The organism is Nitrospirota bacterium (genome assembly GCA_040757595.1).
Taxonomy (GTDB): domain Bacteria; phylum Nitrospirota; class Nitrospiria; order Nitrospirales; family Nitrospiraceae; genus JBFLWP01.
This window is the reverse complement of the sequence record JBFLWP010000022.1, coordinates 38,494-53,935: the sequence shown is the minus strand read 5'-3', so window position 1 is coordinate 53,935 and position 15,442 is coordinate 38,494. Positions and strand designations below refer to the sequence as shown.

General features: G+C 62.8%; 13 protein-coding genes. 12 read left to right on the top strand and 1 reads right to left on the bottom strand.

Features of this window, described 5'->3' with window-relative positions; all coding sequences use genetic code 11:
* On the top strand, positions 1–510 hold a 510-nt coding region (locus AB1411_15830), incomplete at its 5' end, for an integrase core domain-containing protein (protein ID MEW6545065.1).
* 311 nt (positions 511–821) lie between these two features.
* On the opposite strand, the gene AB1411_15825 is transcribed toward AB1411_15830, so the two are convergent.
* Entirely contained in the window at positions 822–2,084 is a 1,263-nt protein-coding gene (locus AB1411_15825; protein MEW6545064.1) for an ATP-binding protein, read from the bottom strand.
* Between the two features lie 426 nt (positions 2,085–2,510).
* Here AB1411_15825 and AB1411_15820 point away from each other — a divergent pair, with 426 nt between their 5' ends.
* The 11 genes from AB1411_15820 (at position 2,511) to AB1411_15770 (ending at position 15,337) form a co-directional block, all read left to right on the top strand.
* Positions 2,511–2,726, top strand: coding sequence for a hypothetical protein (locus AB1411_15820; GenBank protein ID MEW6545063.1), 216 nt, complete (start codon positions 2,511–2,513; stop codon positions 2,724–2,726).
* A gap of 415 nt (positions 2,727–3,141) precedes the next feature.
* Positions 3,142–4,014, top strand: a complete 873-nt coding sequence (locus AB1411_15815) for an AAA family ATPase (GenBank protein ID MEW6545062.1) — start codon at positions 3,142–3,144, stop codon at positions 4,012–4,014.
* A gap of 297 nt (positions 4,015–4,311) precedes the next feature.
* On the top strand, positions 4,312–4,848 hold the full coding sequence (locus AB1411_15810) for a hypothetical protein (GenBank protein MEW6545061.1): 537 nt from the start codon (positions 4,312–4,314) through the stop codon (positions 4,846–4,848).
* Positions 4,849–4,983: 135 nt separating this feature from the next.
* Positions 4,984–6,588 carry a hypothetical protein gene (locus AB1411_15805; GenBank protein MEW6545060.1) on the top strand — a complete coding sequence of 535 codons (1,605 nt, stop codon included), beginning with the start codon at positions 4,984–4,986 and terminating at the stop codon, positions 6,586–6,588.
* Positions 6,589–6,608: 20 nt separating this feature from the next.
* Positions 6,609–8,069 carry a hypothetical protein gene (locus tag AB1411_15800; protein MEW6545059.1) on the top strand — a complete coding sequence of 487 codons (1,461 nt, stop codon included), beginning with the start codon at positions 6,609–6,611 and terminating at the stop codon, positions 8,067–8,069.
* Between the two features lie 163 nt (positions 8,070–8,232).
* Positions 8,233–9,510, top strand: a complete 1,278-nt coding sequence (locus AB1411_15795) for a fibronectin type III domain-containing protein (GenBank protein MEW6545058.1) — start codon at positions 8,233–8,235, stop codon at positions 9,508–9,510.
* A 1,098-nt stretch (positions 9,511–10,608) separates the two neighbouring features.
* On the top strand, positions 10,609–11,409 hold the full coding sequence (locus AB1411_15790; protein ID MEW6545057.1) for a peptidoglycan-binding domain-containing protein: 801 nt from the start codon (positions 10,609–10,611) through the stop codon (positions 11,407–11,409).
* A gap of 122 nt (positions 11,410–11,531) precedes the next feature.
* Entirely contained in the window at positions 11,532–12,047 is a 516-nt protein-coding gene (locus tag AB1411_15785) for a hypothetical protein (GenBank protein MEW6545056.1), read from the top strand.
* Positions 12,048–12,426: 379 nt separating this feature from the next.
* A complete protein-coding gene (locus AB1411_15780) occupies positions 12,427–13,926 on the top strand; it encodes an AAA family ATPase (GenBank protein ID MEW6545055.1) in 1,500 nt (499 codons plus the stop codon).
* A 498-nt stretch (positions 13,927–14,424) separates the two neighbouring features.
* Entirely contained in the window at positions 14,425–14,808 is a 384-nt protein-coding gene (locus AB1411_15775) for a coiled-coil domain-containing protein (protein ID MEW6545054.1), read from the top strand.
* A gap of 112 nt (positions 14,809–14,920) precedes the next feature.
* The gene (locus AB1411_15770; protein ID MEW6545053.1) at positions 14,921–15,337 is read left to right on the top strand and encodes a hypothetical protein; all 417 of its coding nucleotides are present in this window, start codon (positions 14,921–14,923) and stop codon (positions 15,335–15,337) included.
* The last annotated feature ends 105 nt before the right edge of the window (positions 15,338–15,442 follow it).

The following is a 15,442-nucleotide window of genomic DNA, read 5'->3' as shown; positions in this document are numbered from 1 at the left end:
CGGGTGATTCGCGTGCTGGAACAGGTCGTGGCCTGGCGCGGCCAGCCGCAGGCGATTCGGCTCGATAACGGGCCGGAACTGCTGGCCGAGCGGTTTGTGTCCTGGTGCACCGAGCGGGGCATCGCCCGTCGGTACATCCCGCCGGGCCAGCCGGGTCAGAATGCCTTCATCGAACGGTTCAATCGCACCTACCGGACCGACGTGCTCGATGCCTATGTGGTTGAGTCGCTCGACCAGGTCCGGGAGATCAGTGCGGAATGGTTGGACAGCTATAACGAGGAACGGCCCCATGAGACCTTGGCGGGGCTTCCGCCGACCTTGTATCGGGCCAAACTCACAGCCGGAACTTCTCCTTTGGGAGTGTCTCCTTGGCGGGGGAGCTTACAGGAGCACTCCAGTCAGGTCTGGATTGCTGCCCGGATTCGTCGCCGTGCTGATTGGAACGCCCTTCTTCATCGAATTGATCCAGGTGCATCGGGTTGGCGCGGTCAAGCAGCGGCTCTACGTTGACAATCTCCTCCAGTTCCCAATTCCTCATGTGCCAGCAGAGAAGCAACGAGAGGTGGCCAGTGAACGTGCGGACCTGCTGCGAAAACCTGCGGAAGCAACAAAGGCTGCTGAAATCGTGAACGGTGAGGTTGAAGCCATGATCCTTGGCGTGAGGGACGTGGGATGAAGACGGACAACAAAACAGTCCTGTACCGAAGCGGCCCCCCCGAAGCGATTCGGGCCGCTGGTGGGGTCTGAACGCCGTAGGAATCGCCGGCCTTCAGGCCGGGGAGGATGTCAAGGGTTGGCATGATCCAGCCCGTAACGGCTGTTTATTGCGGTTTGCTGTTGGACAGTCCCAAGGCTGCCGACAGCGGGATTGCCCAGATCCGGTCCGCGAGCGGCTCGCAACGCTGGCCTGTGTGCAGGAGCACGGCATGGGGCGCGGTTGTCCCGTATTCATCGAGGAAGAATCGAAGATGGTGAATGTCGGGAGTGCGGGGCCGACCGCCGGCTTTGACTTCGAGAGGCACCACCTTCCCGGCTCGCTCGATCACAAAATCGACCTCCGCCCCTGAGACCGTTCTCCAGTAGAGAATCTCCGGCCTGGGCGTCAGTGTCTCGCGCCACGCGAGCAGATCGCTGAAGACCAGGGTCTCCAAGAGAGCGCCTGTCAGTCCCGCCTTTTCGAGATCGGCCGTGGTCGCGATTCCAGCCAGATAGGCGGCCAGCCCGGTGTCACAGAAAAAGAGGCGCGGAGCCTTGATGACGCGCTTGGTCCGATTGACCGCATAGGCCGACAGGCGATGGAGGAGGGAGGAGACCTCCAGCAAGTTCAGATACCGGTGCGCCGTCGGCTGGGGAAGCCCGGCGTCACGGGCGATCTGACTCTGGTTGATGAGCGAGCCTGATCGGAGGGCCGCGACCCGCATGAGCCGTCGGAAATCCACCAGGTTCTCAATGGACGAGAGGGTCTGGAGGTCCCGTTCCAGATAGGTCCTGACATAGCCGTCCAGCCAGGTTCTCTGAAGCGCATGAGTCTTCATCAGTGCGGCAGGAGGAAATCCGCTCTGAAGGAGCCCTCCCTCTGCTCGTCCAAAGGCGGGATGAGCCCCTTCGAATTGCGACGGATCATGAAAGACTTTTTCCCACTGGCCGACAGTGCCTAGCCCGATTCGTTCGGCCGCGGTGAACGGGTACAGCGTCAGATAGACCGCGCGGCCGGCCAAGGTCTCCGACACCTTGCCGAACAGGGCGAGGTTGGCGGAGCCGGAGAGCAGGAACCGCCCCGGCTTTCGGTCTCGATCGACGGCCCGCTTGATGGCTAACAGCAGGTCCGGGCTCCGCTGGATTTCGTCAATGGTCACTGGTCCCTTGGAGCTGACGAGGGCTTCCGGCTCTCGCTGAGCCCGCTCCAGTACATCAAGATCATCCAGGGTGCGGTAATCCCGGCCTGATGCGGGGAGCAGCTCGCGGATCAGCGTGCTTTTCCCGGTCTGCCTGGCCCCGGTCAGGACGACAACCGGAAACTCGGCCAGCGCGTGGACGACTTCCTTGGTGAGAGAGCGCGGAAGGGGTGTCGGTAGACTATTCACGACGTGAATGATAATCATTCACGCCATGAATTGCAAGTGTATTCGAGCTCCCCATGGCCTAAGAGCCATCGAGACGGGGCCTCATCCCCGGCTCTTCGGACGTAATACCCCTCCGGGTCTCCTATTCCATTCGAGCTCGCGTGTCCGGATTTGGATACCTATCTGCAATGCCAGACCTGCCGGGAAGCGTTTCTGCTCCCGAGTACGTCCCGAGACCTGCTCTGGGCGGCCGGTCTGTACTGGCATCGGCCCTGTACGGCCCAACCGTTGGACCCGTCTCGTCCAGCCAACCAACCTGGGGTCATGCTGGTCATGCGAAAAAAATTTGAAGAGGCCGCAGGGAGTGGCTTCGTCAGGACGTAATACCTAAACGGAGCCCGATGAGGAATTGGGGCAAAAAGCCACAACCCGAGCAAAAAGGAAGAGATGACCGGGAAAGCATTGGTGGGGTTGGCGATGGTGTTGGGGGTCGGGCTGGGGGCCGTGGCCGCGTTCGCAGGGAATCACGAGCAGGACCTGAACTCGGTCATGGCTCACGAAGACGGCCACAAGGACCAAGACAAGGGGAAATCCAAGGACAAGAAGCCCGGGTTTCCGAAAGCGGACGAGGAGAAGTCAGACGAAAAGAGGGGCGGGAACTAAGAAGGCGTCGGCCATCACGGACTTCGGAGCCGTACGGAAATCGCTGACCGGCCCGGCCCTGAACTCCACCCACCCCTGCATTCGAGAGTTCGGCTGAGATGCGCGCCGAGAGCAAGAACAGGCTGAGAGGCCCACGAGGCATCTTCATGGGGAAACGTCGTGGGCGATCCTGGCGACAGCTGACTCGGTGGGGGGGAGTGGTCCTCGCCCTCGCGCTGCTCGCCTCTTTCGCGAGCTACTGGTTGGCGAAGGAGATCGGCGTCAGCGACCTCAGAGCGCAAGAACGATACGAACCGAAAGATGAGGAACGGCGTCTGTTTTTGATGGAACGGGAACTCCAGCGAGCCAAGGCGCGCTGGTATCGAGAGTCCGAACAGTGGCGGCGGTCGGCGTCGTAGCGGGGCAATCGAACGAAATGGGATATGAAACCTACTGGGGGCTCGCGCACCCTCCATTTGAAGAGGCGCCGGATCCGGACCGGTATGTCCCCGTGCCCGGTCATGAGGCCGCATTTCAGTCGATTCGGGAAGGCATTGACCATCGAAAGGGGCTCGTTGTGCTGACGGGCGAAGCCGGCAGCGGAAAAACACTCCTTGCCCGGCGATTGGTGCGGACGCTGGACCCGGCCCGTCACGAGGTCGGCCTGATCGTCAATCCCTACCTGCTCACACGTGACACGTGGCTCCGGGAAGTCTTGTCGCAGTTTGGCGTGCGGCCTGTCGGCGATCTCCACGACCAGTGGCTTCGTCTCATGGCCTTCCTGGTTGCGCAGGAGTCCCGGCGGAAGCGCGTGGTGCTCCTGGTGGATGAGGCGCAGGCATTGGGACACGTCTTGGATGGGTTCGATGCGCTACGGATGTGCCGGAATGTCCATGCCGGCGCCCAGTGGGGCCTGACGCTCGTCCTGATCGGTCGGCCTGAATTATCTCAACACGTGCAAGAGCTCGGTCTCGCTTGTCGAGTTGGGCAATGGGCGACCCTGTCCGCTTTGTCCCCCGATGACGCCAAGCGCTACGTGGAGGAGCGGCTCGGGATGGCCGGCCAGGGAGCGCGGCCCATAATCGTGCCGGACGCGCTCGACGCCATCGTCGATGCCGCAGCCGGTATCCCTCTGCGCCTCAACATGGTCGCCGATCGAGCGCTCCTACGCGCATACCAGGAGCGGCGACCGTGCGTGGACGCCTCGCTGGTCGCGAGCGGGGTCGCGGAAACGTGGCCGGGGATGTTGACCGAGAGCATCGAGCCGATCTTTCGCGCGCACAAAAAGCGCGGAGTCGGGGGAGTGTAGCCGTTCGGGCTGCGGCTCGTCCGTAATATAGGAGGCGAGGGGCTCGCGCCACGACGTCGATCAGGGACGATTGGCGACCGCGTGAGCGAAGGCGAAACGCCGGGCCGCTCCAAACCGGAGCGCCTGGATGGAAGCGGGTAAGGAGGGGACGATGGTCCGGTCGTGAACGAGGGGCGCGCATGTTGGTGGTGACACGGTCAAGACTCTGAACTCGGAATGGGACCGAGCAGAGGAACATCTCACAATCCGAGACGGCAGCCAGAGAGGGCTGCTGATCCGCAGCAAGGAGGGCATCGTATGATTCTGAAGCATCTCAAGGGGATCACGGGGAAGATGGTGGCGCTGGCCGTAGCCGGCGCGTTGATGACGACTCCGGCCTTCGCCGGGTCCGTCAGCGGGGATCCGGCCGGTGCCGGCATTTCCGCCTCGATCCCGACGTCTGCGACCGTGACGGACTATGCGGAGATCGTCTTCAACCAGTGTGCGTTCTCGGCCATGACTGGTCCGGGCGCCACGGCGACCTGCACGGACAGCGCGCAGGTGAAGAGCAATGCGAACATCAACGTGACGTTCACGCCGACCCGGATGACCCGGAGCGGCGGCACGGAGCACATCAACAGCTCCTACACGTTCGCGCAGGGCGCCAATCCGGCCAGCGCCGCCATCTCGGCGGATCCTGGCTCCACCAACACCAGCTACGTGGTGGCTCAGAACGCTGCGCCGTTGGATACCCCCACGACCTACGCCATCGCGGGGTCGGCCTCCGTCATCAACGGCGAGACGATTGCCGGTTCGTACAACGGCACCATCGTCGTGACGGTGGTCAAGCAGTAACCGGAACGGGAGGGGTGGAGAGGGGGCGAGTCTCAGTATCGTGGTTGGGGCCGCCCCCTTTCTTTTGCGCGCTCGTTGGAACGCTTGCTCCGGATTTGAGCCCGGGGTGATGAGACTCGGCAAGGAGGAGTGTTGATGAAGCCTGCACGTCCGCAAGTCAGTCTGGGATACGGCATCATCATCTTGACGCTGATGGGATGGATTGGGCCGGCCGACCCCGGGTGGGCGGGGTCAAAGCCGGTCGTCGCGGTCAAGTCCACCGGGGTGTCGGGCGGGAGTGGGCGCGGCGGCATGATTGTGGATCCGCTGGAGATCAACGCGCAAATCGGCGCGGGAGACCGGGCGAGTTATCCGATTCGGCTGCTCAATCGGCTGTCGCGCCCGGTGCAGATTACGGTGGCCGCCTACGATGCCGTCCAGCAAGGGAACGGCATCGCGAACTTCTTTGAAGCGGGCGAATATCCGAACTCATGCGGAAAATGGTTGTCCGTGGAGAATGCTCCGAGCGCGCTGGCGGCCGGTGAGGGCGTGACGCTACAGGCCGCCGTCGCCGTCCCCAAGCGGACCCGTGGGGATCGCGTGTGCGCGGTCCTGATCGAAGTCGTCCCTCAAGAAGAGGGAGGAGGGGCCGCCGCCAAGACGGGCATGATGCAGGCCGTGACCAAGATGATTATGCGGTACGCCGTCATGATGCGCGTGAGCATCGACGGAAGCAGCGTGCCGTTCAAAGTGGGCGTCCGGCAGGCTGAATGGTCGGTGCAGCCGTCTCCGATGCTCACGGCGGAGATCGCCAACCTGGCCGAAGCCACCACCCCCGTTCAGGCCGAAGCGGTGGTGTTGACGGAAGACGGCAGCCGGATCCTGGAACGGCTCCAACTGGAAAGTTTCAAGGCCGATCGGACAGTCACCACGCAGTCGGTGTATCCCGGGGGGTTTGTGACCTTCACCGGCGCCGTCAAGCGCTCGATGGGGACTGGCACGTATCAGACGCGGCTGGTGGTGCGCTACGGAAACAATCGCACGCTCGTCTCGACCGTTCCCCTGGTCCTCGACGCGGATGCGTCGGCGAAAGGCGGGAGGACGGGGGGCGCGCCGGTGCGGTTTGAGGGAGATCCGCTGGACGTGACGATGGCGCCGGGCGGACGGCGGACGCTGACGCTGGCCCTCCGAAACGAAACGGGCAGTCCGGTTCGGGTGGCGATTCAGCCGCGACCTCGCGGGGCCCTGTGTGAGGGCTGGACGCTGGACGCGCCGGGCGACGTGGAGGTGCCGTCGCAGATGCGCATGGGAGTCGCCCTGACGATCCTGGCCGGACCAGGCGTCAAGACGCAGTGTCAGGCGGAGATCGCGGGTGAACTCGCCGGGAAAGAGCCCGAACACACCATCATCCCAGGTCTGCCGCTCCGAGTCGCCGTCAGCACCATGAAACCGCAAGCGGAAGTTACACCGGTTGTGCTCCAAAATAAACAGTTGATGGTCACGGTAAAAAATACCGGTCCGATCACGCTGGAACCCACGGTGCAAGCCATCGTGGAGATCCCCGGCGTCTCGGAGCCGGCCCGCGTGTCGCTCCTGGCCGGCGAGCGCACCATCGGGCCGGGCGAAGAGCGGACCTTTGCCGCGGCATGGCCGTCCGATCTCGCCGCCGGACGGTATCGGATCGGCGCAGTGGTGGATAACGACGCCAAGCGCCCGCTGTCCGTAACGGGACCGGCCGCCGAGATCGCCGGCGCGCCGTGAGGGCGGGGAAAGACGACACCATGCAGAAACACTGGGGCAAGAGGAACCGAACCGGGCATGGGTGGCGATCCCGCGCGTGGATGACCGTGGGCCTGTCCGGCCTGCTGCTGGCGGTCGTCGGATGTCACGCCAAGCCGGCCACGGTCGAGCTCGCAGCAGAGGCCAGCCGGTCTGAACAAGCAGGGGCCAACGTCACCTCGGCGGAAATCGGACGATCGGCGCGGATCACGGAGCACCTCACGGAGATCAAGGGGCGGATTTCCGCTGCGGCGAAGCGGTTGATGGAGGCGTCGAAGCTTGAGAAGGAACAGGCGCAGGGTTCCCACCCGCGGATCACGAATACCTGGATGGATACGGATCTTAAGCAGGTCCTCTCGGACATCGCCGCGCAAGCCAAAGTGCCGATCGTCATGGATCCGCAGTTACAGGGCACGGTGACCTTGACGCTGGAGATGACCCCGCTCCCGGTGGCCCTCGAGCGCGTGACGCTGCCCCTCGGTCTGGTCGCAACCCCGTTTGGGGATGGGTGGCTGGTTGGCCCTGCGGACAGCAAATCCGCGGTCTATCCCCTGCTGGTGACGACATCCATCTACCGCCCGCGCCACCTCCGAGCCGATGATCTCCGCATGATGCTGCCGGATTGGGCGTCCTCGTATATCAAGGTGGACGGCAAACGCAACGCCCTCTTGGTGACGGCCCCCGGCATCGTCACCGCCCGCCTCTCCAAGTTGCTGGCGGAGTTGGATCAACGGTCGAAGCAGCTGGTCATTGAGGCCATCGTCGTGGATCTCTCCCGGCAGGCCTTGGATGAGCTCGGGATGTCCTGGTCCGGACGCATGCCTCGTCTGGACGGGCCGGCCATGGCCTCCGATGTCACCAAGGCCGCGCGCGCGACCGCCGATTCGGCTGGGGCAATGCTGACCTGGGCGGGACCGGTCGGCGCGGTGCAGTTGCTGGCAAAGCTGAAGGCCTTGGAGACCAACAGCCAGGCGCGCGTGATCGCGGCGCCGCGGATTCTGGCCCTTGAGGGGGAGCAGGCCTCGATCTTCATCGGCACGGAGCAATATTTCAGCTTTCAATCCGGCCCGCTGAACTTTCCGTTCATCACGGTGGAAAAGGTGCCGGCCGGGATCGAACTGGATATGACGGTCCGTCTGGCGACGGACGAGGCCCTGGTCGTGGACGTGAAGAAAGCTGAAGCGTCAACGGCGGTCCCGACCGCTGACAATCGCCCGTTGGTCAACCGGCGACGGGCCTCGACGCAGGTCAGAATCCCCAACGGGGGGACGATCGCGATTGGGGGATTGCGTCAGCGCAGCGAAGCCAATTCGTACGAGGGCATCCCGTTCCTGGCCCGCATCCCGATCCTCGGGGCGTTGGCGGGGAGCCGGCGGTGGAAAACGGACGAAAGCGAATTGGTGATGTTTCTGTCGGCGTCCACCGCAGCGACCGCAGAAGTCGGAACAGTGGACGCGGGATAGGTCGTTGCATACGACGGAGTACGGCACTCAAGGAGGAGGCGACCATGATGGGGAGACTCGGTCGATGGCGTGGGGCAGTCGATCAAGGGGTGGGATCTTTTCTTCTCATGAGGAGGCGGGAACAACAATGAGCAGGACTGTATACGCATGGATGCGTGTATTGGTGGGAATTCTGATCGTCCTCGGCGTGATGCGCGTCCGAGGAGAGGCGAGCGTCGTCACTGGGAATCCAAGCGGTGGCCTGACGGGTTCCATTCCGACCAGTGCCTCGGTGGTGCCTTTCGCCAATGCCACGTGGACCGATTGCCTGTTCGGACAAATGACTCCCGTCGCGAACGCGACGTGCTCGTCCACGCTCCAAATTTCAACCAACAGTGACATCTCGGTCCGGTTGCAGGCCTCCCCGCTGACCAATGGAAATGGCCGGCGGCTGATCTCGGCCTACGTGGTGCATCCCCCTGCCGGTGGGACCATCAATGTCAACCCGGACACGGGCCAGACGGCTCAGCTGTATCAGACGGCGGCGCCGTTCGCGACGGTCCAGGCCTATGCCATTACGGGAACGGCTCAGAATGACTCGACGAGTACCATCTCGGGCACGTACACCGGACAGATTCTGATGACGGTCGTGGCCGCCAGCACGGATCTCTCGGCCCCGACCGGCTTCACGGCCACGGCGGGCGAGAACCAGATTGCGGCATCGTGGAGCGCCGTCTCGGGCGCGTCAAACTATGAATTAGGCTGGCATCTTGGCGCCACATTCGATCCCAACCAGGCCGTGCTCGTGAGCGTCAGCGGGACCAGCTACACTCTCACCGGGCTGACGAACGGACAAACCTACAGCCTGGCCGTCCGTAGTGTGGTCGGCAGCACGAAGTCGGCCTGGTCGAATGCCGCCCAGGCCACGCCGACCATGCTGGTCGGTCGGGTGTATCGCGATGCGGCCAGTTTCACCCACTACCGACCGGACTGTGGTGTGAGAAACGAATTCTGTTGGTCGAAGGAAACGGATATCGGCACGTATCTGTCCCTGATGAGGACGAACTCGTCAACCGTGATGAATATTACGGTAGACGACGCCGCGAGGACCACGTTGACGCCGCTCCCCAGCAACGCCAGGTTCTACAAGGTCTGGCTGCTGGTCGCCCCGCGTAACACTGGTAATCAGGGAACCTATCGGGTCACCGTCGTGGGCGGGGGCCAGGTGGATGTGACGATGCCGCCGAGCAAGCCGGGTGGGGTGTTTTTCTGGCTCTACGCCGGGAATGTGACGTATCAGCCTTCACAAGAGATTCGGGTCTGGATGCCGCCAAACGTCGGGCTGAACCTCAATGGTCAGTCGTGGTACGACAATCACTGGAAGGGGATCTATTTCACGGAAGGCAATGAGACCCCAACCTGTTCACCGAGCGGAAGCGGTGGGGATCAACTGTCGTGCTGAAGGGACGCGGGCAAATCCGGTGAAGGGCGTTCAAGGACCCCTGGGTCCTTCTGCAAGACGGCAGCGGACAGATCGGTTGAAACGAGTCGTGTCTTGAGCCGGGCGAGACCCGACGAGCTTGGAAGCCTCTGGCATAAGTCTGGGACGAGCTGCGGCTTGTGCGAGAGGAGCGCGGCACGGTTTCTGCCAAGCATTCGTGTGAACGGACCGAGAATCAGTGTTCGTGCCCAGACTCGGGCGTCCTGAGGCGGTGACGAACGGATCGAAACACTTGACACCGCGGGTCGTCGAAGGAGGAAACCAGATCGAACGTAGTCAGGACGGTCTCGAGAAGAGCACTATCCGGCTCAACGACGCGAAGTCGTTGAGAAGCAGAGAGAAACGGTAGCGGATTGATGAGGAGGCGCCACCGCCCCTGTTCCCTGAGTGGGAGGACCGAGGCTGAAGTCAGGCGTGGCTTGGCCTCAGCGAAATGCAAGGGGACGATCTCGGTCGTCAGATCACAGTAGATCGGCCCTGAATCAGAGAGGCGGACGATGGAGGGGAAACCATCGCCACCGATCGACCTCTTCCCACAATTGCCGGCTTATCGGCGGATCCATCATGGTTCTTTAGGAGCAAGATGGGGGTGGCGGATTGTCGGAGCGATGATGGTGGTCCTCGCACTGAGTCCAATGCCGAGCCTGGCGGAACCGTGGAACACGTTCGGGGCGGCTCAGACGATCGTGCCCCACCTTGCCGTGGCACGTCCATGCGAGTTCGGCAGCCTCTCTCCATCGAGCAGCTCAAGCGTGTGCGAAACGACCATCAGCATTCGATCGATGATCCCGGTCTGGCTCGAGGCACGAACTGCGCCGCTCACCGTGGGATCCTGGCATTTGCCGTCTGAATATGAGGTGGTTCTGCCGGACGGCCGGCGTGTTCCCGTGGCCGAGCAGGGGACTCGGGTCTTGGTCGTTTCGAGGCCACCCACGTGGGTGACGGATGTCTATCTTGAGGGACGCGCACGATGGGGGGAATGGCTGGCCGGACTGTATCAAGGAGAGGTGTTGGTGTCCATTCAACCGGCTGTGCGAATTGGTCTGGGAGGGAAGTAGGATGAGCGCGAGCGGTCTGAGCACCCTGCGGTCCGTCACGAGCCTCATGGGCGTGACAGGAATGGTCGTCCTCATGGGATGCGCGAGTGGGCCATCCCCTGACATCTTGACGGAACGGTTATTGTCCGCCCAGGCGAGACTGCAGGACAGACTCGATGCGAGTCAAAAGGCCTATACGGAATCGATCGGCGAAGCCTTGGGGACCGCAAAGTCGGCCCATCAGAAAGCCACGGGAATCGAGGCTTCCGTGGCGGAATTCACCGGCGCGTTGAAAGATGTCAAATCGGCCATGGAAACGACACAGCGAGACCTCAAGACGCTCGGCGCCCAGTTGAAATCCGTGGAAGCGTCGGTCAGGGCCGTCGCCGATAAGACCGATCAGCCCAAATTGGGTGATCCCGATATGGTGACGCTTCAGCTACGGGTCCCCCCGGGCCCGTTGCGTCGGGGGCAGAAGGGAGCGGACATCCTGGCACTCCATCGGGCTTTGCACCTGGCCGGGATGCGCGTCGAAATGACTGAACAGTACACAAAGGAAACGGAGCAGGCGGTCAAAACTTTTCAGCGCATCGCGGAGTTGCCGGGTTCCGGTCTCTACGATCAGGAGACCGCCTCTCGACTCAAGCAGGCGCTGGAAGGCAAGGGACCGGATCTGATTGGAGACGCCAGGCCCGGGCCCGCCGTGGAGAAGATGCCGACGGAGGCGATCGTCCCGGCTCGGCCGATCCCGGTGGTGCCGACCGCCCAAAAAGACCAAGCCCCCCTTGTGAAACCGGTCGTTCGTCAGACGAGCGCCCCGTAAACTAGACCATGAAATCGACATGGCGAATCGTGGTTGGCGGACTCGTGCTTGCGGGGCTGGCGGGGGGATGTTCGAGCGCGCGACCCGGCTCCATCCCCTCCCTGCCGGCTCAGGAATCCCCCTTGGCGAGAGTCCAGCGCATCGCGATCGTGGTGCCGGACTCGGCCGATCTCCGCTGGCGAGTGGCCTACGCCAGGATCGAAGCCACCGCGCACGACGTGCTGGCCCAGCGGCCCGATATTCGGTTCGTTGAACGAACTGCGCTCGGCGCGGTCCTTGAGGAGCATGCGCTGCAGGTGAGCGGGCAAGTGGCGGACGAGTCGGCGATTCGGGTCGGCCGGCTGTCCGGGGCGGACGGGTTATTGCTGGTCAGGATTGACGGCCCCTCGATCCATGATCTGCTGCTCACGCACCACGTTGAAACCTTGCCCCCTGTCGTGCTGACCGCGAAGCTCCTGCTCACGGAGTCCGGTGAGGTGGCCTGGCAGAGAGCCGTCTCCGTATCACTGCAAGACGCTGCAGGCTGGTCCTTGGGCGAATCCCTGAAAATCACCTCACTCCGTCAAGCGGTAGACCAGGCCATCGAACGGTTCAAGGCTGAACTCGACGCGCTGGTGGTCCTGCCAATCCCCAGTTAAGCGCGGTTGCTTCACGGTATCTGCATAGTTATCAATGGGTTGGACTCCTCAGGCGAGAGGGCATCGCCGTCTTGGAGCCTTCTCGCACGACAGAGAAAGGCGGGATCGGATTCCTCGCTCGGCCGTAATATAGGGGTAGTCGTGTCTCTGCCGTAGGCCATGATGTGGCCGAATCTCATGACGACGTGCTGAATGTTGGTTTGACGCGCGTGACCCACTCGACCTGCTCCGTGCTCAGCGCCATCGTTCGATCACATTCTCGATGAGCGGTGGATTCTCTTTCTCGCTCTCCATTCTCGCGATCTGCCTGGGCATAACCCGGGCCTTCATACATTGAGTCATTTGTCGTGAGTTCTCAACCAGTTCTCAAGGAGGTGGCATGTCCATTCTCGACCACATCAAAGCGGCGCGCCGAGTCTCCGTTCCGTTGGTGGCACTGACCACGGCGGATCAGTATGGCGCCATCAATGCCCTGAGCGAGCTCCTGTCCAATGGCAAGGCCCTGCCGGTCATCCGGTGGGACCTGATCCATGGGCTCAGGGGGCTCAATCCACGCGGCGGCGAAGCCATCACCCAGATGATCGGGGACATGGACCCGCAGGCCACGACCGATCCGGTCATGGCGTTGGCTGTCCTCGAAAAGTTACCGCGCGGGGGGGCCTGTCTGGTGTTGAACGCGCACCGGATTCTGGACAACCCGGCGGTCGCCCAGGCGGTCGGCAATCTGCGGGACGTCTTCAAGTCCAATAACCGGATGCTGATCCTGTTGGCTCCATCCATCACGTTGCCGGCCGAGCTCCGGCATGACGTGCTGATCCTGGATGAGCCGTATCCCAACCCGCAAGAGCTTCAGGCCATGCTTGAGGAGCAATATCGGGCGGCCGAGGTGACCATCCCGGAGGATCAGCGGATCTCCCGGGAAGTGGACGCGGTTCGGGGGCTTCCCCTGTTCGCCGCGGAGCAAGCGATCGCGCTCTCCATGCGTCGGGATGGGATTTCGCTGGACCAGCTCTGGCAACGCAAAGTGAGCATGATCGAGCAGGTCCCGGGGCTCACCGTCTGGAAAGGGCAGGAATCCTTCGCCCAGATCGGCGGGTTGAGCGCCCTCAAGTCCTATCTGCTCAAGATCCTCACGGGCAAGATCCGGTACCGGGCCATTGTCTTCATGGACGAGATCGAGAAGATGTTGGCCGGCGCCATGGGTGCGGTCCAGGATTCCAGCGGGACCAGCCAGGCGATCCACGGCAAGCTGCTCTCCTACATGCAGGACAAGAAGGCCACCGGCCTCCTGCTGGTCGGCCATCCCGGAACCTGCAAGTCGCAGATCGCCAAAGCGGCCGGCCACGAAGTCGGCATCCCGGTCCTGGCCTGGGACACCGGTTCCACCAAGTCGTCCTTGGTCGGGGAATCCGAACGCAACACCGACATGGTGCTCAAGGTGATTAGCGCGGTTTCGGACGATGCCGCGTTGTTTATCGCGACGAGCAACAAGTGTCAGCAGTTGCCCCCGGAACTGCGGCGTCGGTTCAAGCTCGGGACGGTGATGTTCGATTTTCCGGATGACGCCGAAAAAGCGGCCATCTGGAAGATCTACCGGAAGCAGTACGAGATCCCGAGGGACTGCCCGCAGCCGGACGATACCAACTGGACGGGTGCGGAGATCGAACAGTGCTGTCAGCGGGCCTGGCAGCTCGAGATGCCCTTGACGGAAGCGGCCCGGTACCTCGTGCCGACCTGCAAGGCGGCCCCGGATGCGGTGGAGGAGTTGAGACGGCAGGCAGCCGGCCGGTATTTATCCGCCAGCTACCCAGGCGTGTACCAGCTTCCGACCGCCAAGGCCGAGATCCCTGCCAAACCCAAACGGGCCATGGCCCTGTGAGTCACTCGATCGGGAGGTTTCCACATGGAAGACGCTGAAGAGGACGTGACACGCCAGGAAGCAAGCGAGATCTTCTGCGAAAACGAATACTGTGAATCTCCTGCGACCATGAAGGTCCCCGTGTCAGAGGATCGCGCGAGCGATGGGTTCCGTCATTTCTGCGCGGCCTGCGAGAATGCTTACGCCATCGGCGTGCAGCACGGAACGTTCGTGACGAGGGAGGAATTACCCCGGTCCGCGCCGAAGTCAACCGCACGGAGAACGCGGAAGCCGCCAGGTGGACCTCCAGCGACGCCCGCGGCGCATGAGTGAATTACGCCACGGGAGGACACGATGCGCCGGGCCGCTTCCGGTGGTGATTGAGGAGGCCGAGTGCGAGTACGGGCGCCTGACGGATGACGAGCTTGCGGCGATCAAGTTCACCCACGGGCGTCAGGTGCTGAGCGAATGCGAGCTTTACAGACTTGGAGGACAATCGTATAATGCCGACAATGCGATGTGCATGCCACCTATCGAACGCTCCGTGACGAGGGCCGCTTCGACGAGCCGGTTGCGGAGGCGTTGGTGAAAGCCATGAGCGGTATGCTCGCCGCAAGCCTTGATGATCTCGCCACTCAGTCGCAGATTGGTCGGGTAGAGGCCGATCTGCGGGCGGAAATCCATGCGGTCAAGGCGGACCTCGAACAGCTGCGCCTGGCGACCAAGGCGGGCCTCGAGCAGCTGCGCCTGGCGACCAAGGCGGACCTGGCTGAAGTCAAGGCCGACCTCCGGTTGGACATCCAAGCCGTGAGAACGGAGCTGCGTGCCGAACGAGGCTGGTTGCTCGCATCGGTCATCACGATTATCAGCGCCATGGCCGTGATGCTTCAGTTTATGCGCTGAGCGCGCCTGGCGCTAGTTTCCCGTTCCCTTCCGCACTCACACCCCCCTAGCATGAGGCGGGAGCCGCGGCGCGTCATCCGCGCTGAGGCCGCCGCCTATCCATGGAGACCACATGGCCAACTATGTGCCATTGATGCGCTCGAACTACTTCGCGGTCAAAAGCCGGGCGGCGTTCGAGCGGTTCTGCAAAGAGTACGAGCTGCACGCGATCGCGATGGAGGAACGCGGCGCAGGCGCCGAGGAACTGGTCGGATTTCTGGGATCCGACGAACGCGGCATCCCGCGGAGCAAGTACGACGCCGCGAAAGAGGACTGGGTCGATGCGGATTTCTTTGGCGATCTCGCCAAACAGCTCAAGCCCGGCTGGGTGGCCGTCGTGCAAGAGATCGGCTACGAGAAGCTGCGCTATCTCGTCGGCGTCGCCGTCGCAGTGAACGCTGCGGGCGCCGTCGTCGCGGTGTCGCTCAACGACATCTACAAGAAAGCCAAGCGGCTGGGAAAACAGCCGATGACGCCCTGTGAGTATTGAGGAGCCCGCGTGATCCCGAGCGGTTTGCGCTGGTCTTTATCGCCCTGCACAACTGAGAGCGATACGCGCCAACTGGAGACGCGCTCCATGACAGGGCGTGATCAA

Coding starts and splice junctions, on each gene's coding strand:
- AB1411_15800 (MEW6545059.1), top strand. CDS start 6,609: ATGCAGAAACACTGGGGCAAGAGGAACCGAACCGGGCATGGGTGGCGA.
- AB1411_15790 (MEW6545057.1), top strand. CDS start 10,609: ATGAGCGCGAGCGGTCTGAGCACCCTGCGGTCCGTCACGAGCCTCATG.
- AB1411_15810 (MEW6545061.1), top strand. CDS start 4,312: ATGATTCTGAAGCATCTCAAGGGGATCACGGGGAAGATGGTGGCGCTG.
- AB1411_15805 (MEW6545060.1), top strand. CDS start 4,984: ATGAAGCCTGCACGTCCGCAAGTCAGTCTGGGATACGGCATCATCATC.
- AB1411_15815 (MEW6545062.1), top strand. CDS start 3,142: ATGGGATATGAAACCTACTGGGGGCTCGCGCACCCTCCATTTGAAGAG.
- AB1411_15770 (MEW6545053.1), top strand. CDS start 14,921: ATGGCCAACTATGTGCCATTGATGCGCTCGAACTACTTCGCGGTCAAA.
- AB1411_15820 (MEW6545063.1), top strand. CDS start 2,511: ATGACCGGGAAAGCATTGGTGGGGTTGGCGATGGTGTTGGGGGTCGGG.
- AB1411_15780 (MEW6545055.1), top strand. CDS start 12,427: ATGTCCATTCTCGACCACATCAAAGCGGCGCGCCGAGTCTCCGTTCCG.